At 59.8% G+C, this 19555-nt stretch carries 19 protein-coding genes, 1 tRNA gene and 1 pseudogene; 11 read left to right on the top strand and 10 right to left on the bottom strand.

Annotated elements, in window-relative coordinates:
* Positions 1-39: 39 nt before the first annotated feature.
* The 11 genes from ybgC to nadA all read left to right on the top strand — a co-directional run bounded on the left by ybgC (position 40) and on the right by nadA (position 8417).
* A complete protein-coding gene (gene ybgC / locus KGB28_RS17760; RefSeq protein WP_057713518.1) occupies positions 40-507 on the top strand; it encodes a tol-pal system-associated acyl-CoA thioesterase in 468 nt (155 codons plus the stop codon).
* Positions 497-1192, top strand: a complete 696-nt coding sequence (gene tolQ, locus KGB28_RS17755) for a protein TolQ (RefSeq protein ID WP_008147369.1) — start codon at positions 497-499, stop codon at positions 1190-1192. Before ybgC ends, tolQ begins: the two co-directional genes overlap by 11 nt.
* 23 nt (positions 1193-1215) lie before the next feature.
* The gene (tolR, locus tag KGB28_RS17750; protein ID WP_162135951.1) at positions 1216-1668 is read left to right on the top strand and encodes a protein TolR; all 453 of its coding nucleotides are present in this window, start codon (positions 1216-1218) and stop codon (positions 1666-1668) included.
* Positions 1668-2747, top strand: a complete 1080-nt coding sequence (tolA, locus tag KGB28_RS17745; RefSeq protein ID WP_223446717.1) for a cell envelope integrity protein TolA — start codon at positions 1668-1670, stop codon at positions 2745-2747. The genes tolR and tolA overlap by 1 nt, the downstream gene beginning before the upstream one ends.
* 17 nt (positions 2748-2764) lie before the next feature.
* On the top strand, positions 2765-4045 hold the full coding sequence (gene tolB, locus KGB28_RS17740) for a Tol-Pal system beta propeller repeat protein TolB (protein WP_191624928.1): 1281 nt from the start codon (positions 2765-2767) through the stop codon (positions 4043-4045).
* Between the two features lie 52 nt (positions 4046-4097).
* Entirely contained in the window at positions 4098-4595 is a 498-nt protein-coding gene (pal, locus tag KGB28_RS17735; protein WP_003178634.1) for a peptidoglycan-associated lipoprotein Pal, read from the top strand.
* A 6-nt stretch (positions 4596-4601) separates the two neighbouring features.
* Complete coding sequence (gene ybgF / locus KGB28_RS17730; protein WP_223446715.1) at positions 4602-5441, top strand: tol-pal system protein YbgF; 840 nt, start codon at positions 4602-4604, stop codon at positions 5439-5441.
* 166 nt (positions 5442-5607) lie between these two features.
* Complete coding sequence (gene queE / locus KGB28_RS17725; RefSeq protein ID WP_150754451.1) at positions 5608-6255, top strand: 7-carboxy-7-deazaguanine synthase QueE; 648 nt, start codon at positions 5608-5610, stop codon at positions 6253-6255.
* Position 6256: 1 nt separating this feature from the next.
* A complete protein-coding gene (gene queC, locus KGB28_RS17720) occupies positions 6257-6949 on the top strand; it encodes a 7-cyano-7-deazaguanine synthase QueC (RefSeq protein WP_223446713.1) in 693 nt (230 codons plus the stop codon).
* Positions 6950-7012: 63 nt separating this feature from the next.
* Positions 7013-7088, top strand: a tRNA-Lys gene (locus KGB28_RS17715).
* A 270-nt stretch (positions 7089-7358) separates the two neighbouring features.
* A complete protein-coding gene (nadA, locus tag KGB28_RS17710) occupies positions 7359-8417 on the top strand; it encodes a quinolinate synthase NadA (protein ID WP_223446711.1) in 1059 nt (352 codons plus the stop codon).
* A 135-nt stretch (positions 8418-8552) separates the two neighbouring features.
* On the opposite strand, the gene KGB28_RS17705 is transcribed toward nadA, so the two are convergent.
* The 10 genes and pseudogenes from KGB28_RS17705 to KGB28_RS17660 all read right to left on the bottom strand — a co-directional run.
* Positions 8553-9041 carry an RDD family protein gene (locus KGB28_RS17705; protein WP_223446709.1) on the bottom strand — a complete coding sequence of 163 codons (489 nt, stop codon included), beginning with the start codon at positions 9039-9041 and terminating at the stop codon, positions 8553-8555.
* A 95-nt stretch (positions 9042-9136) separates the two neighbouring features.
* Entirely contained in the window at positions 9137-9349 is a 213-nt protein-coding gene (locus KGB28_RS17700) for a cold-shock protein (RefSeq protein ID WP_007977299.1), read from the bottom strand.
* 403 nt (positions 9350-9752) lie between these two features.
* Positions 9753-10877 (bottom strand): glycine cleavage system aminomethyltransferase GcvT, encoded by a 1125-nt coding sequence (gene gcvT, locus KGB28_RS17695; protein ID WP_223446707.1) that lies wholly within the window; start codon positions 10875-10877, stop codon positions 9753-9755.
* 36 nt (positions 10878-10913) lie between these two features.
* Entirely contained in the window at positions 10914-12290 is a 1377-nt protein-coding gene (locus tag KGB28_RS17690) for an L-serine ammonia-lyase (RefSeq protein ID WP_223446705.1), read from the bottom strand.
* 206 nt (positions 12291-12496) lie between these two features.
* Positions 12497-15349: an aminomethyl-transferring glycine dehydrogenase gene (gene gcvP, locus KGB28_RS17685; RefSeq protein ID WP_223446703.1), complete on the bottom strand. Its 2853-nt coding sequence runs from the start codon at positions 15347-15349 to the stop codon at positions 12497-12499.
* Between the two features lie 11 nt (positions 15350-15360).
* Entirely contained in the window at positions 15361-15744 is a 384-nt protein-coding gene (gene gcvH, locus KGB28_RS17680; RefSeq protein WP_008047373.1) for a glycine cleavage system protein GcvH, read from the bottom strand.
* Positions 15745-16184: 440 nt separating this feature from the next.
* Positions 16185-17693: a sigma-54-dependent transcriptional regulator gene (locus KGB28_RS17675; RefSeq protein ID WP_223446701.1), complete on the bottom strand. Its 1509-nt coding sequence runs from the start codon at positions 17691-17693 to the stop codon at positions 16185-16187.
* A 210-nt stretch (positions 17694-17903) separates the two neighbouring features.
* Positions 17904-18266 (bottom strand): DUF5064 family protein, encoded by a 363-nt coding sequence (locus tag KGB28_RS17670; protein ID WP_150757912.1) that lies wholly within the window; start codon positions 18264-18266, stop codon positions 17904-17906.
* Between the two features lie 63 nt (positions 18267-18329).
* Positions 18330-19259, bottom strand: a complete 930-nt coding sequence (arcC, locus tag KGB28_RS17665) for a carbamate kinase (protein ID WP_150726702.1) — start codon at positions 19257-19259, stop codon at positions 18330-18332.
* 187 nt (positions 19260-19446) lie between these two features.
* Positions 19447-19555: pseudogene (locus KGB28_RS17660) on the bottom strand (ornithine carbamoyltransferase); the annotation flags it as partial.

Genomic DNA, 19555 nt, shown 5'->3' with positions numbered 1-19555 from the left:
CCATGCCGGATTGGCAACCTGAGGAGTAAGCACTAGAGTATGCGCGCGCAAAACGGGCTTGAGCCTTTCGCACATCGTTGTCGCGTTTATTACGAGGACACCGATGCGGGCGGCATCGTGTATTACGTTAATTACCTCAAGTTTATGGAACGGGCTCGAACCGAGCGGCTACGAGATCTGGGCTTTGCCCAATCGCAGCTTGCCGGGGAGGACCTGTTGTTCGTCGTGCATTCCAGCGAAGCGCGCTACCACGCGCCGGCGCGACTGGATGACGAACTGTTGGTAAGCGCTGAAGTAATCGAATTGAACCGTGCCAGCCTGCGCTTCAAACAGCAGGTCAGGCGGGCGACGGATAATGCACTGCTCTGCGAAGGGCAGTTTCTGGTGGCCTGTGTGCGCACTGAAAGTTTAAAACCCCGGGCCATTCCCGAAGCTCTACGAGCGGCCTTTGCCGACGTGAGCGGCGCGGGTACACACTCAAAGCAGGAGATAAAGCGTGGAAGCTAACGTCGTCGACCATTCCTCCATGTGGAGCCTGGTCAGCAATGCCAGCATCGTGGTGCAACTGGTAATGCTGATCCTGGTAGCCGCATCGGTGACCTCGTGGATCATGATCTTTCAGCGCAGCAACCTGCTGCGCGCCGGTCGACGTGCCCTGGAGAGCTTCGAAGAGCGCTTCTGGTCGGGTATCGACCTGTCCAAACTGTACCGTCAGGCCGGCAGCAATCCGGACCCTGATTCGGGCGTCGAGCAAATCTTCCGTGCCGGTTTCAAGGAATTCTCCCGTCTGCGCCAGCAGCCAGGCGTTGACCCGGAAGCGGTCATGGAAGGCGTGGCGCGTGCCATGCGCGTCGCCATTTCCCGCGAAGAAGAAAAGCTCGAGCAGAGCCTGCCCTTCCTGGCCACCGTTGGTTCCGTCAGCCCGTACATCGGTCTGTTCGGTACCGTCTGGGGGATCATGAACTCCTTCCGTGGCCTGGCAACTGCCCAGCAAGCGACCCTGGCCACTGTGGCCCCGGGTATCGCCGAAGCACTGATTGCCACCGCGATCGGTCTGTTCGCTGCCATTCCAGCCGTTATCGCTTACAACCGTTTTGCTGCTCGCAGCGAAACCCTGCTGGGCCGCTACTACACCTTCGCCGACGAGTTCCAGGCGATCCTGCACCGCAAAGTGCACACCAGCGAAGAATAAGCAGGTAATTTCCAATGGCTTTAATCGCTCGAGCTCGCAAAAAGCGCAAGCCGGTCGCCGAGATGAACGTGGTGCCTTACATCGATGTGATGTTGGTGCTGCTGGTCATCTTCATGGTGACCGCGCCGATGCTCAATCAGGGCGTGAAAGTTGATCTGCCCAAGGTTTCCAGCGAAGCCTTGCCGCAGGACAACAACACCCAGGTCCTGACCATTTCCATCAAATCCGACAAGACCTACTACTGGAACCTTGGCAGCGAAGTCGACACCGAAAAGCAGCAGGATCGGGCCATGACCCTGCCGCAGATGACTGACGCGGTGACCAAGATCATTCGCGTCGGCAACGAAGGCGGCAAGCGTACCCAGGTCTTCATTCGCGGCGACAAGAGTGTCGATTACGGCTCCGTCATGGGCGCCATGGGCGGGTTGCAGAAAGCCGGGGTCGGTAATGTTGGCTTGATTACCGAGGCGCCCTGATGCAGCAACAGCGAGAGCCGTCCGCCTCGGAAAGCTACTTCTGGCCTAGTGTCTGGGCGATTGGCTTGCACGTGCTGGTGTTCGGCATGCTGTTCGTCAGCTTTGCCTTTACCCCGGAACTGCCGCCGGCCAAGCCGATTGTCCAGGCGACCTTGTACCAGCTGAAATCGAAAAGTCGGGCGACCACCCAGACCAATCAGAAGATTGCCGGTGAGGCGCAGAAATCTGCTGCGCGTCAGACCGAAGTCGAGCAGATGGAACAGAAAAAGGTCGAGCAGGAAGCCGTGAAGGCTGCGGAACAAAAGAAAGAAGAGGTGGCTCAAAAGGCCGAAGAAGCCAAGAAGGCCGACGAGGCGAAGAAAGCGGACGAGGCGAAAAAGGCTGATGAAGCCAAGAAAGCCGACGATGCGAAGAAAACCGCGGAAGCCAAGAAGGCAGAAGAGAAACAATTGGCTGATATAGCCAAGAAGAAAGCTGAAGAAGAAGCCAAGAAGGCTGCTGAAGAAGAGGCCAAGAAAGCGGCCGCTGAAGAAGCCAAGAAAAAGATCGTCGAAGACGCGAAGAAGAAAGCCGCGGAAGACGCCAAGAAGAAAGCTGAAGCTGAAGAGGCGAAGAAGAAAGTCGCCGAGGAAGCGAAGAAGAAAGCTGCTGCCGATGCTGCGAAGAAGAAATCGCAGGACGCGGCACGTAAATCCGCCGAAGACAAAAAGGCCCAGGCCTTGGCAGATTTGCTTTCCGACACGCCGCAGCGTCAGCAGGCGTTGGCCGATGAGCAGGGCGACGAAGTCGCCGGCAGTTTCGATGACCTGATTCGTGCGCGTGCAGCGGAAGGCTGGGCTCGTCCACCTTCGGCACGCAAAGGCATGACTGTCGTATTGCAAATCGGCATGTTGCCGGACGGTACGGTGACTTCGGTCAACGTGTCCAAGTCCAGTGGCGACGGTCCGTTTGACGCCTCGGCTGTTGCAGCGGTGAAGAATATTGGACGTTTGACAGAAATGCAGGGAATGAAGCCGAGTGATTTCGCTCCGTATCGTTCATTCAAGATGACATTCACACCTGAGGATTTAGCCTTGTGAGAAACCTTCTTCGAGGAATGCTGGTCGTTATCTGCTGCATGGCAGGGATGGCGATGGCAGATGAGAAAAACATTCTGGTTACCAGTGGCAGCGATCGGGCGACCCCGATCGCCGTAGTACCGTTCGGCTTCCAGGGCGGTAGCGTGCTGCCGGACGATATGGCGGAAATCATCGGTAACGACCTGCGCAACTCGGGTTACTACTCGCCGCTTCCAAAGCAGAACATGATCAGCCAGCCGAGCCAGGCCAGCGAAATCATCTTCCGTGACTTCAAGGCGCTGGGTGCCCAGTACGTCATGGTCGGCAGCATTGTTCCGGCAGGCGGTCGCCTGCAGGTGCAATACGCACTGTTCAACGTCGCCACCGAGCAGCAAGTGCTGACCGGCAGCGTGTCGGGCGGCGTCGATCAGTTGCGCGACATGGCGCACTACATCTCTGACCAGTCGTTCGAAAAACTCACGGGTATCAAGGGTGCCTTCTCGACTCGCCTGCTGTATGTAACGGCCGAGCGTTTCTCCGAGAACAACACTCGCTACACCCTGCAGCGTTCGGACTATGACGGTGCTCGCGCCGTGACCCTGCTGCAGTCGCGCGAGCCGATCCTGTCGCCGCGTTTCGCACCGGATGGCAAGCGCATCGCTTATGTCTCCTTCGAGCAGAAGCGTCCACGCATCTTCATGCAGAACATCGACACCGGTCGCCGTGAGCAGATCACCAACTTCGAAGGCCTGAACGGTGCACCGGCCTGGTCGCCGGATGGCAATCGCCTGGCGTTCGTGCTGTCCAAAGACGGCAACCCGGACATCTATGTGATGAACCTGGGTTCGCGCCAGATCAGCCGCGTCACCAACGGTCCTGGCATCAACACCGAACCGTTCTGGGGCAAGGATGGCTCGACCATCTACTTCACGTCCGACCGTGGCGGCAAACCGCAGATCTACAAGACCAGTGCCGGTGGTGGCGGTGCCGAACGCGTGACGTTCGTCGGTAACTACAACGCCAACCCTAAACTGTCGGCTGATGAAAAGACGCTTGTCATGATTCACCGTCAGGATGGCTTCACCAATTTCAAAGTGGCGGCCCAGGATTTGCAGCGCGGTAGTGTAAAAATCCTCACTGATAGCACTCTGGACGAGTCGCCTACTGTCGCGCCCAACGGCACCATGGTAATCTACGCCACCCGCCAGCAGGGCCGGGGAGTCTTGATGCTCGTGTCCATCAATGGACGCGTAAGGCTCCCGCTTCCTACCGCACAAGGCGAAGTCAGAGAACCTTCCTGGTCCCCTTTCCTGAACTGACGCGGCGCTATACGTTGTACTTAACACACTGGGGTTCATTAGGAGTTTCACGATGGAAATGCTGAAGTTTGGTAAATTTGCTGCGCTGGCACTGGCCATGGCTGTAGCTGTAGGTTGCTCGTCCAAAGGCGGCGACAATGCCGGTGAAGGCGCGGTAGATCCAAACGCTGGTTATGGCGCAAACACTGGCGCAGTTGACGGCTCCCTGAGCGAAGAAGCTGCTCTGCGCGCAATCACCACTTTCTACTTCGAATACGACAGTTCGGACCTGAAGCCAGAAGCCATGCGCGCTCTGGACGTTCACGCCAAAGACCTGAAAGCAAACGGCGCTCGCGTTGTTCTGGAAGGCAACACCGACGAACGTGGTACCCGTGAGTACAACATGGCTCTGGGCGAGCGTCGTGCGAAAGCCGTTCAGCGCTACCTGGTACTGCAAGGTGTTTCCCCAGCTCAGCTGGAACTGGTTTCCTACGGCGAAGAGCGTCCAGTTGCTACCGGCAACGACGAGCAGTCCTGGGCTCAAAACCGTCGCGTCGAACTGCGTAAGTAATTCGTCATGCGAACGTGCCGTCGTGCTGTAACTGTTCTGGCTCTCAGCCTCGCGCCGCTTGCGGTGTGGGCTGCGGTTCCTGTGGTCGATAATGACTCCGGCTATAACAATAGCGGGAGCAGTTATCCGCCTGCAGGTTACGGTACGAACGGCGCCTATGCCGGGGGAGGGGTTTCGGCCCCTGTCTCGGCACAGGGCGAGCTGTTCAACCAACTGCAATCAATGCAGCAACAGATCGAGCGCCAGCAAGGTGCGATTGAAGTTCTGCAAAATGATGTAGCGCGCATGAAGCAGGAAAACCTGGAGCGATACCAGGATCTTGATCGGCGCATAGGAACCGGCGTTGCACCAGCCGCGACTCCTGAAAATTCTTCCACCGGTGGTGATATGAATGCCGCTGGTGCAGCAGCAGGTGCGGCAGCTGGCGCAGCCGCCGCTCAAGCGCCTGCCGCGGGTAGCGAGCCGGCGGATCCGGCGAAGGAAAAGCTCTATTACGATGCTGCCTTCGACCTGATCAAGGCCAAGGATTTCGACAAGGCCAGCCAGGCTTTTGCCGCTTTCCTGCGCAAATACCCGAACAGCCAGTACGCGGGCAACGCCCAATACTGGTTGGGCGAAGTGAACCTGGCCAAGGGCGATCTGCAAGGCGCAGGTCAGGCATTTGCCAAGGTTTCGCAGCTGTATCCCAAGCACGCCAAAGTGCCGGACTCGCTGTACAAGCTCGCTGATGTGGAGCGTCGCCTGGGTCATACCGACCGGGTCAAAGGCATTCTGCAGCAGGTGGTGTCCCAATATCCGGGCACTTCCGCTGCTCAGTTGGCCCAGCGCGATCTGCAAAAAATGTAAGCCTGCTTGACCCGTTTCAAAGAAACCCGCGCTTGTCGCGGGTTTTTTCGTTAGAATTCACGCCCTTTTTATGAAATACGCTTTTGGGGGCCTGCGCTTTGCCGGGGTTCCTTCAAGTGCCTGACGGAGGCGGACAGCCTGTTTAGCTGTTACGCCCGTGGCGACTATGCAAGACACATTGAGAATCACCGAAGTTTTCTACTCGTTGCAGGGTGAAACGCGGACTGCTGGCCTGCCCACTGTTTTTGTGCGCCTGACCGGTTGCCCTCTGCGTTGCCAATACTGCGACAGCGCCTACGCGTTCACCGGCGGAACCATCCGCACCCTCGACGACATCCTCGAGCAAGTTGCCGGTTTCCGCCCGCGTTATGTCTGCGTCACGGGCGGCGAGCCCCTGGCACAGCCAAACGCCATTCCCTTGCTCAAGCGCTTGTGTGACGCCGGTTACGAAGTGTCACTGGAAACCAGTGGCTCTATCGATATCTCGGCAGTAGATTCCCGGGTCAGTCGCGTTGTCGACCTGAAAACTCCGGGTTCGAAGGAAGCACACCGCAATCGCTACGAAAACATTGAGCTGCTCACGCCCAACGATCAGGTGAAGTTTGTCATCTGCTCGCGGGAGGACTATGACTGGTCCGTTTCCAAGCTGATCCAGTACGGTCTTAACCTGCGTGCCGGTGAAGTCCTGTTTTCGCCAAGTCATCATGATCTCAATGCCCGGGATCTGGCGGACTGGGTGGTGGCGGACAACCTGCCAGTGCGTTTGCAATTGCAGCTGCATAAATATCTATGGAATGACGAGCCGGGGCGCTGAAATGACTGAACAACTGAACACTCCTGAAAAACGAGCGGTCATCCTGCTGTCCGGTGGCCTGGACTCGGCGACCGTCGTGGCCATGGCGCGCGCCGAAGGCTACAGCTGCTACACCATGAGCTTTAATTACGGTCAGCGCTCTCAGGCCGAACTGTACGCCGCCGAGCGTGTGGCACGGAACCTGGGAGTGGTCGAGCACAAGGTGATCGGCCTGAACCTGAACGGCATGGGTGGCTCGGCGCTGACTGACAGCAGCATCGATATTCCGGAAGAGTTGGGTGAGGGCATTCCGGTAACGTACGTGCCTGCGCGTAACACGGTGTTCCTGTCCCTGGCCCTGGGCTGGGCAGAAGTACTCGGCGCACGGGACATCTTCATCGGCGTCAATGCGGTGGACTACTCCGGTTACCCGGACTGCCGTCCCGAGTTCATCGAGTCGTTCGAGCGCATGGCCAACCTGGCAACCAAAGCTGGCGTGGAGGGCAATGGCTTCCGCATCCAGGCACCGCTGCAAAACCTCAGTAAGGCGCAGATCGTCCAGGCCGGCGTTAAGCTTGGCGTGGATTATGGTCTGACCGTTTCCTGCTATCAGGCCGACGATGAAGGCCGTGCGTGCGGCAAGTGCGACAGCTGCCGACTGCGTGCGGAAGGCTTTGCGGCGGCCGGAATCAGCGATCCAACCCCTTATTTTTGAATTATTTCAAAATAGGTGTTGAATAGTCCTTAAAAATCAGTATTATACGCGCCACCACACAGCGGGTCGTTAGCTCAGTTGGTAGAGCAGTTGGCTTTTAACCAATTGGTCGTAGGTTCGAATCCCACACGACCCACCATTTTTGGCGGTTTAGAAAATCCGGAAGGCCCACGCAAGTGAGGATTTCCGGGTTTTTTTTTGCCCGCGATTCAAGTCCGCTTCGCTGCGGGCTGCTGCGCATGACGCAGGTCAGAATCACCTTTTGCATCCGTCGGATATTCTGTAGCCTTGCGCAGCTTCAACGCTGTCCGTGCCTGATCAATACTCACTTTCCCGGCGGTACCCTGTAGGGTCCGGAGCCGGGTGTATACTCGACTTTCGCGCGAATGCGCCTGCAGGTCTTGCGAACATGACGCAAATTTCCGAACGCCTTCTGGTTCAAGCCCACCTCGACGCCAAACAGCCCAAGCCGCTGACCGCCGATGAAGAGGCTTATTACCGTGCTGCCATCGCTGCCGAGCTCAAGGCTCAGGACGCGGTGCTGGTGGCCCACTTCTATTGTGACCCTGTCATTCAGGCGCTGGCCGAAGAGACGGGCGGCTGTGTTTCCGACTCGCTGGAAATGGCCCGTTTCGGCAACGCCCATCCGGCCAAGACCGTGGTCGTCGCCGGCGTGAAGTTCATGGGTGAGACCGCCAAGATCCTCAACCCGGAAAAGCGCGTGCTGATGCCGACCCTCGAAGCGACCTGTTCGCTCGACCTGGGTTGCCCGGTGGACGAATTTTCCGCGTTCTGCGATCAACACCCGGAGCGCACGGTGGTGGTGTACGCCAACACTTCCGCTGCGGTAAAAGCCCGAGCGGATTGGGTGGTGACTTCAAGCTGTGCGCTGGAGATCGTCGAAAGCCTGATGGACAACGGCGAGACCATCATCTGGGGCCCGGACAAGCACCTGGGGACCTACATCCAGCGCCAGACCGGTGCCGACATGCTGCTATGGGACGGTGCCTGCATCGTTCACGAAGAATTCAAGTCCAAGCAGCTTGAAGACATGAAGGCGCTGTACCCGGATGCGGCGATTCTGGTGCACCCGGAGTCGCCGACCTCGGTGATCGAACTGGCGGACGCCGTGGGTTCCACCAGTCAATTGATCGCGGCGGCACAGAGCCTGCCGAACAAGACGCTGATCGTTGCGACCGACCGCGGCATCTTCTACAAGATGCAGCAGCTGTGCCCGGACAAGGTCTTTATCGAAGCCCCTACGGCGGGTAACGGCGCGGCGTGCCGCAGTTGTGCGCATTGCCCGTGGATGGCCATGAACACCCTTGAGCGCACGCTGAAGGCGTTGAAGGAAGGATCGAACGAGATCTTTGTCGACCCGGCACTGATCCCGCAGGCGATTCGACCGTTGAAGCGGATGCTTGATTTCACTGCTGCGGCTCGGTTGAAGCTCGCGGGTAACGCCTGAGATCTTTCAGGTAAGCCGCAAAAACTGTGGGAGCGGGCTTGCTCGCGAAGAGGATGTATCAGTCGACATCGAGGTTGTCTGACGCACCGCCTTCGCGAGCAAGCCCGCTCCCACAGTGATTTTTGCCAACCCCAACTACTTGGTCTTCTTGGGGATCCGCACCAGCTGGGTATTTGAATAGATGTCATGCCAGCTGCGTTTTTGCTTGTCGAACAGCGACCAGAAGAATCCCAAGCCAACGCAAAGCAGCGAAGCAATCGATACCACAAAGCGCAGCAGCGCCTGCCACAGGCTTATGGACGAGCCATCGGCGTTCTGCACGCGGATGCACCAGACCTGCATGCCCAGTGTCTGACCGGACCAGGTCCAGAATTTGGCGAAGAAGCCGAACAGTACGAACAGCAGGACCGTGGAGAGCAGGGGATCGCCGTCCAGGGCGCCGGCTTCGGTCAGGCTACGCATCCTTTCTTCGCCGATGATCGCCATCTGGATCATCTTGTAGATGCCGCTGGTGACGATCAGCAGGGCGGTGCACAGCAGGAAATCATAGAACATGGCTGCCAGACGACGACCCAGGCCAGCGGCAGGAAAGTCGCCCTGGGGGGTAAGCAGGTGTTTCGACATGGCAGGCTCTCGGCGGAAAAAGAAGCCATTTTACGGATTTACGCGCACAAAAAAGCCCCTGATGTCAGCATCAGGGGCTTTTTCGTTACAGAAGATCAGGCTTCTGCTTGTACTTCGTCAGCCTGCATGCCTTTCTGGCCCTGCACGGCGATGAAGGTCACTTTCTGGCCTTCTTTCAGGCTCTTGAAGCCGTTGCCCTGGATGGCGCGGAAATGCACGAACAGATCCGGACCGCTTTCAGGAGTGATAAAACCAAAACCTTTCTCGTCGTTAAACCACTTGACGGTACCGCTCTGACGTTGGGACATTTCTTATTTCCTTTGACGCAAAAAATTAATGACAGTCTCCTTCTCATGAAAGAGTACTGGGGCTGGTTGCAGGAGAGTAAGAAGACGTCGAACGGGATGTAGCTAACTTGTAGGCTACTGCCCAGGTCACGATTCCAAGCGACCCATGCAAACACAGTGAACAAACTCTACGCCAACTACGGGAGAAAAAACAAGCCCTGTGAAGGCCCCGTATTTCCTCAGGTTGATGGCAAAGTCAGTCCACTAGCGGGGGCTTATTCCCTGGTCTTGTTCAATTGTTTTCGATCGTTATAAGCAAAGTTCATAATCGAAGCTTATAGCCAAACGATGCACTGTTATATGGCGGTTGCGTTACACATTAGTGCACCGTTAACGCAACCGCGTTACTTATAGGAACATTCAATCAGCCGCGATAGTAGCGTTGTGGAACAAATGGCATTTTGCTTACAAGCAAAGGCACCTTTTTCCCACGAACGATCGCCCAAACCGGTGTGTCCAGTGCGATGTAAGCGCTGTCGACGTAACCCATGGCCAGCGGCCCGCCCAGGGTTGGCCCGAAACCGCCGCTGCAGACGCTACCGATGATGTCGCCGGCTTCGTTGACGATCTCGGCGCCCTCACGCACGGGTGTACGTTCCTGTGGTAGCAGACCTACACGTTTGCGGTTCACGCCTGCCTGTTGCTGGGCGAATACGGTTTCGGCGCCAGGGAAGCCACCGGCCCGTGCACCATCGGCGCGACGTGGCTTGGAGATCGCCCATAACAGGCTTGCTTCGATCGGGGTGGTGTCAGTGTTCATGTCGTGGCCGTACAGGCACAAACCCGCTTCCAGGCGCAGGGAGTCACGAGCACCAAGACCGATGGCGGCCACTTCGGCTTCAGCGAGCAGTGCGCGAGCCAGGGCTTCGGCGTTGGCGGCGGGTACGGAAATTTCGTAGCCGTCTTCACCGGTGTAACCCGAACGGCTGACAAAGCAGTCCACGCCCAGCAGCTTCACGCGGGCGAACTGCATGAAGGTCATCTTTGCAACTGTAGGGGCCAGGCGTGCCAGCACGGTCACTGCAGCCGGACCTTGCAGGGCGAGCAGGGCGCGCTCTTCGAACAGCGGCTCGATCGTGCACTGGTCGCCGATGTGCTTGCGCAGGTGCGCCAGGTCCTGGTCCTTGCAGGCGGCGTTGACCACCAGGAACAGTTCGTCATTACCCAGGTTGGCGACCATCAGGTCGTCAAGGATGCCACCCGTCGCATTGGTGAACATCGCGTAGCGCTGCATGCCCACCGGCAGGTCGATGATGTCCACCGGCACCAGGGTTTCCAGGGCCTTGGCGGCATTGGCGCCGGTCAGGCGGATCTGGCCCATGTGCGAGACATCGAACAGCCCGGCCTGGTCGCGGGTGTGCTGGTGTTCTTTCATCACGCCCAGCGGGTACTGGACGGGCATGTCGTAGCCGGCGAACGGCACCATGCGCGCGCCGAGTTCGATGTGCAGTGCGTGCAACGGGGTTTTCAACAGTTGTTCGGTGGACATATTCAGCTCCTGAAGAAGGGTGCAGATGAGCGCGCATCAGCACTCGATAATGTTGACCGCCAAACCGCCACGGGCGGTTTCCTTGTATTTGCTTTTCATGTCGGCGCCGGTCTGGCGCATGGTGCGAATGACCTTGTCGAGTGAGACGAAGTGTTGCCCGTCGCCGCGCAGGGCCATGCGCACGGCATTGATGGCCTTGACCGAGCCCATGGCGTTGCGCTCGATGCAAGGCACTTGCACCAGCCCGCCAATCGGGTCGCAGGTCAGTCCGAGGTTGTGTTCCATGCCGATTTCCGCGGCGTTTTCCACTTGCTGCACACTGCCGCCCAGCACTTCGCACAGGGCACCGGCGGCCATCGAGCAGGCAACGCCGACTTCGCCCTGGCAGCCGACTTCGGCGCCGGAGATCGAGGCGTTTTCCTTGTACAGAATGCCGATGGCTGCGGCGGTCAGCAGGAATCGCACCACGCCGTCGTCATTGGAGCCCGGGATAAAGCGCATGTAGTAGTGCAGCACCGCTGGAATGATCCCCGCCGCACCATTGGTGGGCGCCGTTACGACGCGCCCGCCGTTGGCGTTCTCCTCGTTGACGGCCAGGGCGTATAGGTTGACCCAGTCGAGCACCGACAGCGGGTCGCGCAACGACGATTCCGGGTTCTTGCACAATTGCCGATGCAGCGCGGCGGCCCGGCGTTTGACCTTCAGCCCGCCGGGCAGGATGCCTTCGTTACGGCAACCGGCGGCGACGCAGTCCTGCATCACTTGCCAGATTTTCAGCAGGCCGGCGCGGGTTTCCGCTTCCGGGCGCCAGGCGCTTTCGTTGGTCAGCATCACCTGGCTGATCGATAGCCCATATTTGACGCAATGACCGAGAAGATCCTTGGCACTTTTGAACGGAAAGGTCAGGGGGGTGGCGTCTTCGACGATGCGATCGGCGCCGGCGGCGTCTTCATCGACCACAAAACCGCCGCCGACCGAGTAGTACTCGCGGCTGCGGATTTGCAGGCCCGCCGCGTCGAAGGCGCGAAAAATCATGCCGTTGGGATGATAGGGCAACGGTTTGCGAATCATCGCCAGGTGTTCTTTCTCGTTGAACGCAATGCTGTGTTCGCCGAGCAGGTTCAAACGACCGTTGCCGCGAATCTCTTGCAGGCGCGCGGCGACGGTCTCTGTATCCACGGTGTCCGGGTGTTCACCTTCCAGGCCCAGCAGCACAGCCTTGTCACTGCCGTGGCCCTTGCCGGTGGCGCCGAGCGAGCCGTACAGCTCGACCTTGACGCAGGTGGTGGCCGTCAGCAGCCCTTCACGGCGCAAGCCTTCGACGAAACGCGCAGCGGCACGCATCGGGCCGACGGTGTGGGAGCTGGAGGGGCCGATGCCAATCTTGAACAGGTCGAACACGCTTAACGACATGGTGGTTCTCCGGTTTCTTGTTATTAGATATCGACGCAAATCTTGTGGGGAGACTGGACCCTGTGGGAGCGGGCTTGCTCGCGAAGGCGGCGTAACAGGCAGTACATCTGGCGCCTGACACACCGCCTTCGCGAGCAAGCCCGCTCCCACAAGGGGAATGCGGTGTTCTTGACAGTGGGGGCGAGTAAACCCGCCCCCTCATTCGTTTAAGCGTAGCTTTCGATCGACGGGCAGGCGCAGACCAGGTTGCGGTCGCCGAACACGTTGTCGACGCGACCGACCGGTGGCCAGTACTTGCCTTCGATCAGCGACGCAACCGGGTACACCGCTTGCTCACGGCTGTACGGGTGAGACCACTCGCCCACCAGCTCCTTGGCGGTGTGCGGAGCGTTTTTCAGCGGGTTGTCGTCCTTGTCCAGGGTGCCGTTTTCCACTGCGCGGATTTCTTCGCGGATGCGGATCATGGCGTCGCAGAAGCGGTCCAGTTCTTCCTTGGATTCGCTTTCGGTCGGCTCGATCATCAGCGTGCCGGCCACCGGGAACGACATGGTCGGCGCGTGGAAGCCGAAGTCGATCAGGCGCTTGGCGACGTCATCGACGCTGATGCCGCTGCTGTCTTTCAGTGGACGCAGGTCGAGGATGCACTCATGCGCCACCAGACCGTTGCTGCCGGTGTACAGAACCGGGTAGTGCTCTTCGAGGCGACGGGAAATGTAGTTGGCATTGAGGATCGCCAGCTGCGAAGCACGCTTGAGACCCGCGCCACCCATCATACGAATGTACATCCAGGTGATCGGCAGAATGCTCGCGCTGCCGAACGGTGCCGCGCAAACGGCACCTTCCTTGCGCTCCATCTGTGCGTGGCCCGGCAGGAATGGTGCCAGGTGCGATTTCACACCGATCGGGCCGACGCCCGGGCCGCCACCGCCGTGGGGGATGCAGAAGGTCTTGTGCAGGTTCAGGTGCGAAACGTCGCCGCCGAACTTGCCCGGGGCGCAGAGGCCGACCATGGCGTTCATGTTGGCGCCGTCGATGTACACCTGGCCGCCGTTGTCATGAACGATGCCACAGATTTCGCGGATGCCTTCTTCGAACACGCCGTGGGTCGACGGGTAGGTGATCATCAGCGCGGCGAGGTGTTCGCGGTGCTCGATGGCCTTGGCGCGCAGGTCTTCGATATCAACGTTGCCACGGGCATCGCAGGCAGTCACAACCACGCGCATGCCGGCCATGTTGGCGGTGGCCGGGTTGGTGCCGTGGGCCGACGACGGGATCAGGCAGATGTCGCGACGGTCTTCGCCACGGCTCTGGTGGTAGGCACGGATCGCCAGCAGACCTGCGTATTCACCCTGGGAGCCGGCATTCGGCTGCAAGGATACCGAGTCGTAGCCGGTGGCAGCGCAAAGCATTGCTTCCAGTTCGTCGGTCAGTTGCTGGTAGCCGGCGCTTTGCTCGGCCGGGGCGAACGGGTGCAGGGCGCCGAACTCGGCCCAGGTCACCGGGATCATTTCGCTGGCGGCGTTGAGTTTCATGGTGCACGAACCCAACGGGATCATGGTGCGGTCCAGCGCCAGGTCCTTGTCCGCCAGTTTGCGCAGGTAGCGCATCAGCTCGGTTTCCGAGTGATAGCGGTTGAACACCGGGTGGCTGAGGATCGGCGACTGACGCACCAGCGTGGCCGGGATGGCGCTGACGACCGAGGCGGCGAGGGCGGCGAAGTCCGGCAGGGCCTTGCCGTCGGACAGCAGGCTCCACAGGGTTTCAACGTCGGCTTGAGTGGTGGTTTCGTCCAGGGACAGACCCAGGCGCTCGCCATCGACCATGCGCAGGTTGACGCGCTGGGCGTGTGCCTTGTCGTGCAAGGCGGCGGTTTGCGCGCCGGTCTTCACGGTCAGGGTGTCGAAGAAGCTCGCTTGCTCGACGCTCAGGCCCAATGCGCTCAAGCCTTTGGCCAGGATCGCAGTCAGGTGGTGCACGCGATTGGCGATCTGCGTCAGGCCTTTCGGACCGTGGTACACGGCGTACATGCTGGCGATGTTGGCCAGCAATACTTGCGCGGTGCAGATGTTGCTGGTGGCTTTCTCGCGACGGATGTGTTGCTCGCGGGTCTGCATGGCCAGGCGCAGGGCCGGGTTGCCGAAACGGTCTACGGAAACACCGACCAGACGGCCCGGCATGTCACGCTTGAACGCGTCCTTGGTGGAGAAGTACGCCGCGTGCGGGCCACCGAAGCCCAGCGGCACGCCGAAGCGCTGTGCGCTGCCGATGGCCACGTCGGCGCCGAATTCGCCCGGCGCGCTCAGCACGGTCAGGGCCAGCAGGTCGGCAGCCACGGCAACGAGGGCGTTGGCGGCGTGGAAGCGTTCGGTCAGCTCGCGGTAATCGAACACGTCACCGTTGCTCGCCGGGTATTGCAGCAGTGCGCCGAAGAACGGCGTCACGTCAGTCAGCTCGCGCTCGTCGCCAACCACCACGTCGATGCCCAAAGGCTCGGCACGGGTGCGTAGCACGTCGAGGGTCTGTGGGTGGCAATGCACGGAGGCGAAGAAGGCGTGGCTGCCCTTGTTCTTGCTCAGGCGTTTGCAGAAGGTCATGGCTTCGGCAGCGGCGGTGGCTTCGTCGAGCAGGGAGGCGTTGGCGATCGGCAGGCCGGTGAGGTCGCTGATCAGGGTCTGGAAGTTCAGCAGCGCTTCGAGACGGCCCTGGGAAATTTCTGGCTGGTACGGGGTGTAGGCGGTGTACCAGGCCGGGTTTTCCAGCAGGTTGCGCAGGATCGGCGACGGCGTGTGGGTGCCGTAGTAACCCTGGCCGATGAAGGTCTTGAACAGCTGGTTTTTAGTCGCGATGGACTTGATCAAGGCCAGGGCATCGGCTTCGCTCAGGCCGTCTTCCAGGCCGAGGACGCTGGTGCCCTTGATGCTGTCGGGAATCACGCTGGCGCTCAGGGCTTCCAGGGAGTCGAAACCGAGGCTGTTGAGCATCGCTTGCTCGTCACCGGCGCGCGGGCCGATGTGACGGGCGATGAATTCGTTGGCGGTAGTCAGATTGATCTGGGTCATGTCAGCGCTCCTCAGGCTTCGGCTTGGGCTTTGATCAGGCGGTCGTAGGCGTCCTGATCCAGCAGTTGAGCGACTGCCGAGGCGTCGCTTGGCTGGAAGCGGAAGAACCAGCCTTCGCCCAGCGGATCTTCGTTGACCAGCTCAGGGCTGCTGTCCAGCGCCGGGTTCACTTCCAGCACTTCGCCGTCCAGCGGCATGTACACGCCGCTGGCAGCCTTTACCGATTCCACGGTGGCGGCTTCGGCGCCTTTGTCGTAGGACTGCAGCTCAGGCAGTTGAACGAAAACCACGTCGCCCAGGGCGTTCTGTGCGAAAGCGGTGATGCCGACCGTGACGCTGCCGTCAGCTTCGGTGCGCAGCCATTCGTGATCTTCAGTAAAACGCAACTCGCTCATGGAAACTCCTAAGGGGCCAGACTCGTCTGGTGGACGCGATTGAATGCTTGGGCGATGCCCGGGTTATGAGGAGTACATAGCAAGAACGCGGCCAACGTTGTTTTTCTTGTTATTGGTCAATGATTTAGGTGGTTTCGACAAAGGCTGAAATTCAATCCTTGTAGCGAAATCGATACGGCATATGTCAATGATAAAAGCCGAGGTGGATCAAAGCCTTGCACAGCCGTGATCGGAGAGGGGTGTAGCGATATCGTTCCGCTGTAGCGCTTTCAGTACAGGTGGAGGTCGTTTTTGGCGCGGTTTCATGCTGGACACAAAACCTGTGGGAGCGAGCTTGCTCGCGATAGCGGTGGGTCAGTCACCATCAATGTTGAAGTTCTGACGCCATCGCGAGCAAGCTCGCTCCCACAGGGATCTGCGGTGGATTGGACATTGAGGCCTCAAACCTTGCTCGGAATCCCGTACTTGCGCAACCGATGGGCAATCGCCGTGTGGGAGGTTTGCAGGCGGGTCGCCAGTTGCCTGGTCGAGGGATAGCTGGCGTAGAGTTTTTCCAGCAGGGTTTTCTCGAACTCGTCCATGGCCTGTTCCAGGCTGTCGACGTCATGGTCGCCCTGGCGGGCCACCGAGGTGCCGGCGATGTCGAGGTCGCCGATGTCCACCAGGCTGCTTTCGCAAATCGCCGCGGCACGGAAGATCACGTTCTGCAATTGCCGTACGTTGCCCGGCCAGCGGTTACCCAGCAGCGCCGGGTAAGTGCCTGGCGCCAGGCGACAGATCGGTCGCTGGATCTGCGCACAGGCTTGCTGCATGAAGTAACGGGCCAGCAGCAGGATGTCCTGGCCGCGTTCGCGCAGGGGCGGCACTTCGACGTTGAGGACGTTGAGGCGGTAGAAAAGGTCTTCGCGGAACAGGCCTTCGCTGACCATTTTTTCCAGGTCGCGGTGGGTGGCGCTGAGGATCCGAACGTTGACCTTGACCTCACGGTCGCCGCCGACCCGGCGAAAACTGCCGTCGTTGAGGAAACGCAACAATTTGGCCTGCAGGTACGGCGACATCTCGCCGATCTCGTCGAGAAACACCGTGCCCTGGTTGGCCAGTTCCATCAGCCCCGGCTTACCGCCCCGTTGTGCACCGGTGAAGGCGCCGGGGGCGTAGCCGAACAGCTCACTTTCGGCGAGGTTCTCCGGCAATGCCGCGCAGTTCAACGCCAGAAAGGGTGAACTGTACCGGGCGCTGATAGCGTGGCAGGCGCGGGCCACCAGTTCCTTGCCGGTGCCGGTTTCGCCCTGGATCAACAACGGCGCATCGAGGGCCGCCACCCGCTGGGCGCGCGCCTTGAGGGTGCGGATCACCGGGGACTCGCCGAGCAGGGCATCGAAACCTTCGGCGTGGTCATGGTGCAGCGCGGAAAGGCGTTCGCCGATGCGGTTCGGTTGGTACAGCGTCAGCAGGGCGCCGGCGTCGGTGATCGGCGTGGCATCGAGCAACAGAGTCTGGCCGTTGACGGTGATTTCCCGCAGCGGCAGGCGAAAGCCGTGTTCGAGCAGGGCGTCGAGCAAGGCCGGGTCGGCAAACAGGTCGCCCACGCTTTCACCGTTCGGTTCGCGGCCGTACAGGGCGATCAGGGCCGGGTTGGCCAGCAGCACCTTGCCGTCGCTGTCCAGTGCCAGCACCGGGTCGGTCATGGCGGCCAGCAAGGCGTCGAGCTGCAAGTGCCGGCGCTGGCCGGGCAGGATGTCGACCACCGTCACCGCTTGCACGCCACGCACGCTGAACAGCGCATCGCGCAGTTCCTCGAGGACTTGCGGGCTCAGGGTCGGGGCGTCGATATAGACATTGGGCGGGACCATTTCCACCGCATCCAGGTTCAGATTGCGCCCGCCGAGCAGGGCCAGGACTTCCTGGGTGATACCGACGCGGTCGATGAAACTGACGTGGATACGCATGGGGCGGTCTTGGGGTCTGCAGTGCGAAGGGTGGCAAGTATGCCTTGGGGCGGGCTAATGGTGAAATTTTGAAACGGTTTTGCAAGTGCCCACCGAGCCAATGTGGGAGCGGGCTTGCTCGCGAAAGCGTCGTGTCAGACACCATCGTTGGCGACTGATACGACGCTTTCGCGAGCAAGCCCGCTCCCACAGTAGATTGTGGTGAATCAGTTATTCCAAGTGCTCGGGTTTGACCGGGTCACCCGATTTCATGTTCAACTGCACCCGTACATCTTCGAACATCGCGTCGTAATGCTTGTGGACCGAACCGATGTTGCTATGGGTTTTCGGGATGCCATGCTTCTCGGCAATCTTGGTGACGTTGCTGGCGAAGTTGTAGGCCATGTCCTTGGGCAGGAAGAACGACTCGCTCATGTCCTTGTTCTGAATGCTGCCGTGCATCTTGAACAGCATCCCTTTGCCTTCCTTGGGATCCTGGCTGACTTCATAGTCGAGGTAGATGTTGTAGCTGACGTCATCCTTGTTCAGCGCGTGTCGCTCGATGTGCAGGTGACCCGGCTCGAACGTTGCCATTGTTGACTCTCCTTCAAAAGATCTTGAATCAGGACAGGCCTCAGGCCTGCCCCGATGTTTCGTTTACTGATAGCTGATGCCCGGTGTCGCCGTACTGATGCGCGTACCGGCCTTGCCCTGGACAATCGCTTCGATGTCCGCGAGCGAACCGATCACTGCGACTTTTCCAGTATGGCGCGCGAATTCGCAGGCTGCCTGCACCTTCGGTCCCATGGAGCCGGCGGCGAAGCCGAGTTTTTCCATTTCGTCGGGGTGCGCCTGGGCAATGGCTTTCTGCGTGGGTTTGCCAAAGTCGATGAACGCGGCGTTGACGTCGGTGGCGATCACCAGCAGATCGGCTTCAAGCTGTTCGGCCAAAAGTGCCGAGCACAGGTCCTTGTCGATAACCGCTTCGACGCCCTCGAGTTTGCCAGGCGAGGTATACATGGTCGGAATGCCGCCACCGCCGGCGCAGATCACAATGCTGCTTTTTTCCAGCAGCCATTTGATCGGACGGATTTCGAAGATGCGCTTCGGTTTCGGGCTGGCGACCACACGGCGGTATTTGTCGCCATCCGGGGCAATGGCCCAGCCTTTCTCGGCGGCGAGTTGTTCCGCCTCGGCCTTGCTGTAGACCGGGCCGATGGGTTTGGTGGGGTTCTTGAAGGCCGGGTCATTGGCATCGACTTCGACCTGGGTCAGCAGGGTCGCGAAGGGCACTTCGAAGTCCAGCAGGTTGCCCAGTTCCTGTTCGATGATGTAGCCGATCATGCCTTCGGTTTCGGCACCGAGCACGTCCAGCGGATAGGGCGAAACCGAGGTGTAGGCCGCCGCCTGCAATGACAGCAGGCCGACCTGAGGGCCATTGCCGTGGGCAATGACCAGTTGGTTGCCGGGATGGATCTTGGCGATCTGTTCGGTAGCGATCCGGATGTTGGCGCGCTGGTTGTCAGCGGTCATGGGTTCGCCCCGGCGGAGCAGGGCATTACCGCCCAGAGCAACGACGATACGCATGGTGCAGTCCTTCTAAAAGAGAAGTCACAAACAACTCGATCTCCCGGTTGGAATCGGGCCAGTGTGGGAGCGGGCTTGCCCGCGAAAACGGAGTGTCAGTCGACATCATTGTTGTCTGATACACCGCTTTCGCGAGCAAGCCCGCTCCCACATTGACCGCGTTGCGTCAGTGGGAGCGAGTCAGCCGTTAGAGATCAGCCAGCGTCGACACCAGAATCGCCTTGATCGTATGCATGCGGTTTTCCGCTTGCTCGAAGGCGATGCAGGCTGGCGACTCGAACACGTCATCGGTCACT

The sequence above is a fragment of the Pseudomonas sp. BF-R-19 genome (assembly GCF_019956445.1).
GTDB lineage: Bacteria > Pseudomonadota > Gammaproteobacteria > Pseudomonadales > Pseudomonadaceae > Aquipseudomonas > Aquipseudomonas fluorescens_BH.
The sequence above is the reverse complement of the archived record's forward strand: the minus strand, read 5'-3'. Positions and strand labels throughout refer to the sequence as shown.

What these genes read in the sequence shown, in the direction of transcription:
- tolB (WP_191624928.1), top strand. Translation starts at nt 2,765, where the DNA reads ATGCTGGTCGTTATCTGCTGCATGGCAGGGATGGCGATGGCAGATGAG.
- queC (WP_223446713.1), top strand. Translation starts at nt 6,257, where the DNA reads ATGACTGAACAACTGAACACTCCTGAAAAACGAGCGGTCATCCTGCTG.
- gcvP (WP_223446703.1), bottom strand. Translation starts at nt 15,349, where the DNA reads ATGACCCAGATCAATCTGACTACCGCCAACGAATTCATCGCCCGTCAC.
- arcC (WP_150726702.1), bottom strand. Translation starts at nt 19,259, where the DNA reads ATGCGTATCGTCGTTGCTCTGGGCGGTAATGCCCTGCTCCGCCGGGGC.
- pal (WP_003178634.1), top strand. Translation starts at nt 4,098, where the DNA reads ATGGAAATGCTGAAGTTTGGTAAATTTGCTGCGCTGGCACTGGCCATG.
- KGB28_RS17705 (WP_223446709.1), bottom strand. Translation starts at nt 9,041, where the DNA reads ATGTCGAAACACCTGCTTACCCCCCAGGGCGACTTTCCTGCCGCTGGC.
- ybgC (WP_057713518.1), top strand. Translation starts at nt 40, where the DNA reads ATGCGCGCGCAAAACGGGCTTGAGCCTTTCGCACATCGTTGTCGCGTT.
- nadA (WP_223446711.1), top strand. Translation starts at nt 7,359, where the DNA reads ATGACGCAAATTTCCGAACGCCTTCTGGTTCAAGCCCACCTCGACGCC.
- KGB28_RS17690 (WP_223446705.1), bottom strand. Translation starts at nt 12,290, where the DNA reads ATGTCGTTAAGCGTGTTCGACCTGTTCAAGATTGGCATCGGCCCCTCC.
- KGB28_RS17700 (WP_007977299.1), bottom strand. Translation starts at nt 9,349, where the DNA reads ATGTCCCAACGTCAGAGCGGTACCGTCAAGTGGTTTAACGACGAGAAA.
- tolA (WP_223446717.1), top strand. Translation starts at nt 1,668, where the DNA reads ATGCAGCAACAGCGAGAGCCGTCCGCCTCGGAAAGCTACTTCTGGCCT.
- gcvT (WP_223446707.1), bottom strand. Translation starts at nt 10,877, where the DNA reads ATGTCCACCGAACAACTGTTGAAAACCCCGTTGCACGCACTGCACATC.
- queE (WP_150754451.1), top strand. Translation starts at nt 5,608, where the DNA reads ATGCAAGACACATTGAGAATCACCGAAGTTTTCTACTCGTTGCAGGGT.
- ybgF (WP_223446715.1), top strand. Translation starts at nt 4,602, where the DNA reads ATGCGAACGTGCCGTCGTGCTGTAACTGTTCTGGCTCTCAGCCTCGCG.
- KGB28_RS17675 (WP_223446701.1), bottom strand. Translation starts at nt 17,693, where the DNA reads ATGCGTATCCACGTCAGTTTCATCGACCGCGTCGGTATCACCCAGGAA.
- KGB28_RS17670 (WP_150757912.1), bottom strand. Translation starts at nt 18,266, where the DNA reads ATGGCAACGTTCGAGCCGGGTCACCTGCACATCGAGCGACACGCGCTG.
- gcvH (WP_008047373.1), bottom strand. Translation starts at nt 15,744, where the DNA reads ATGAGCGAGTTGCGTTTTACTGAAGATCACGAATGGCTGCGCACCGAA.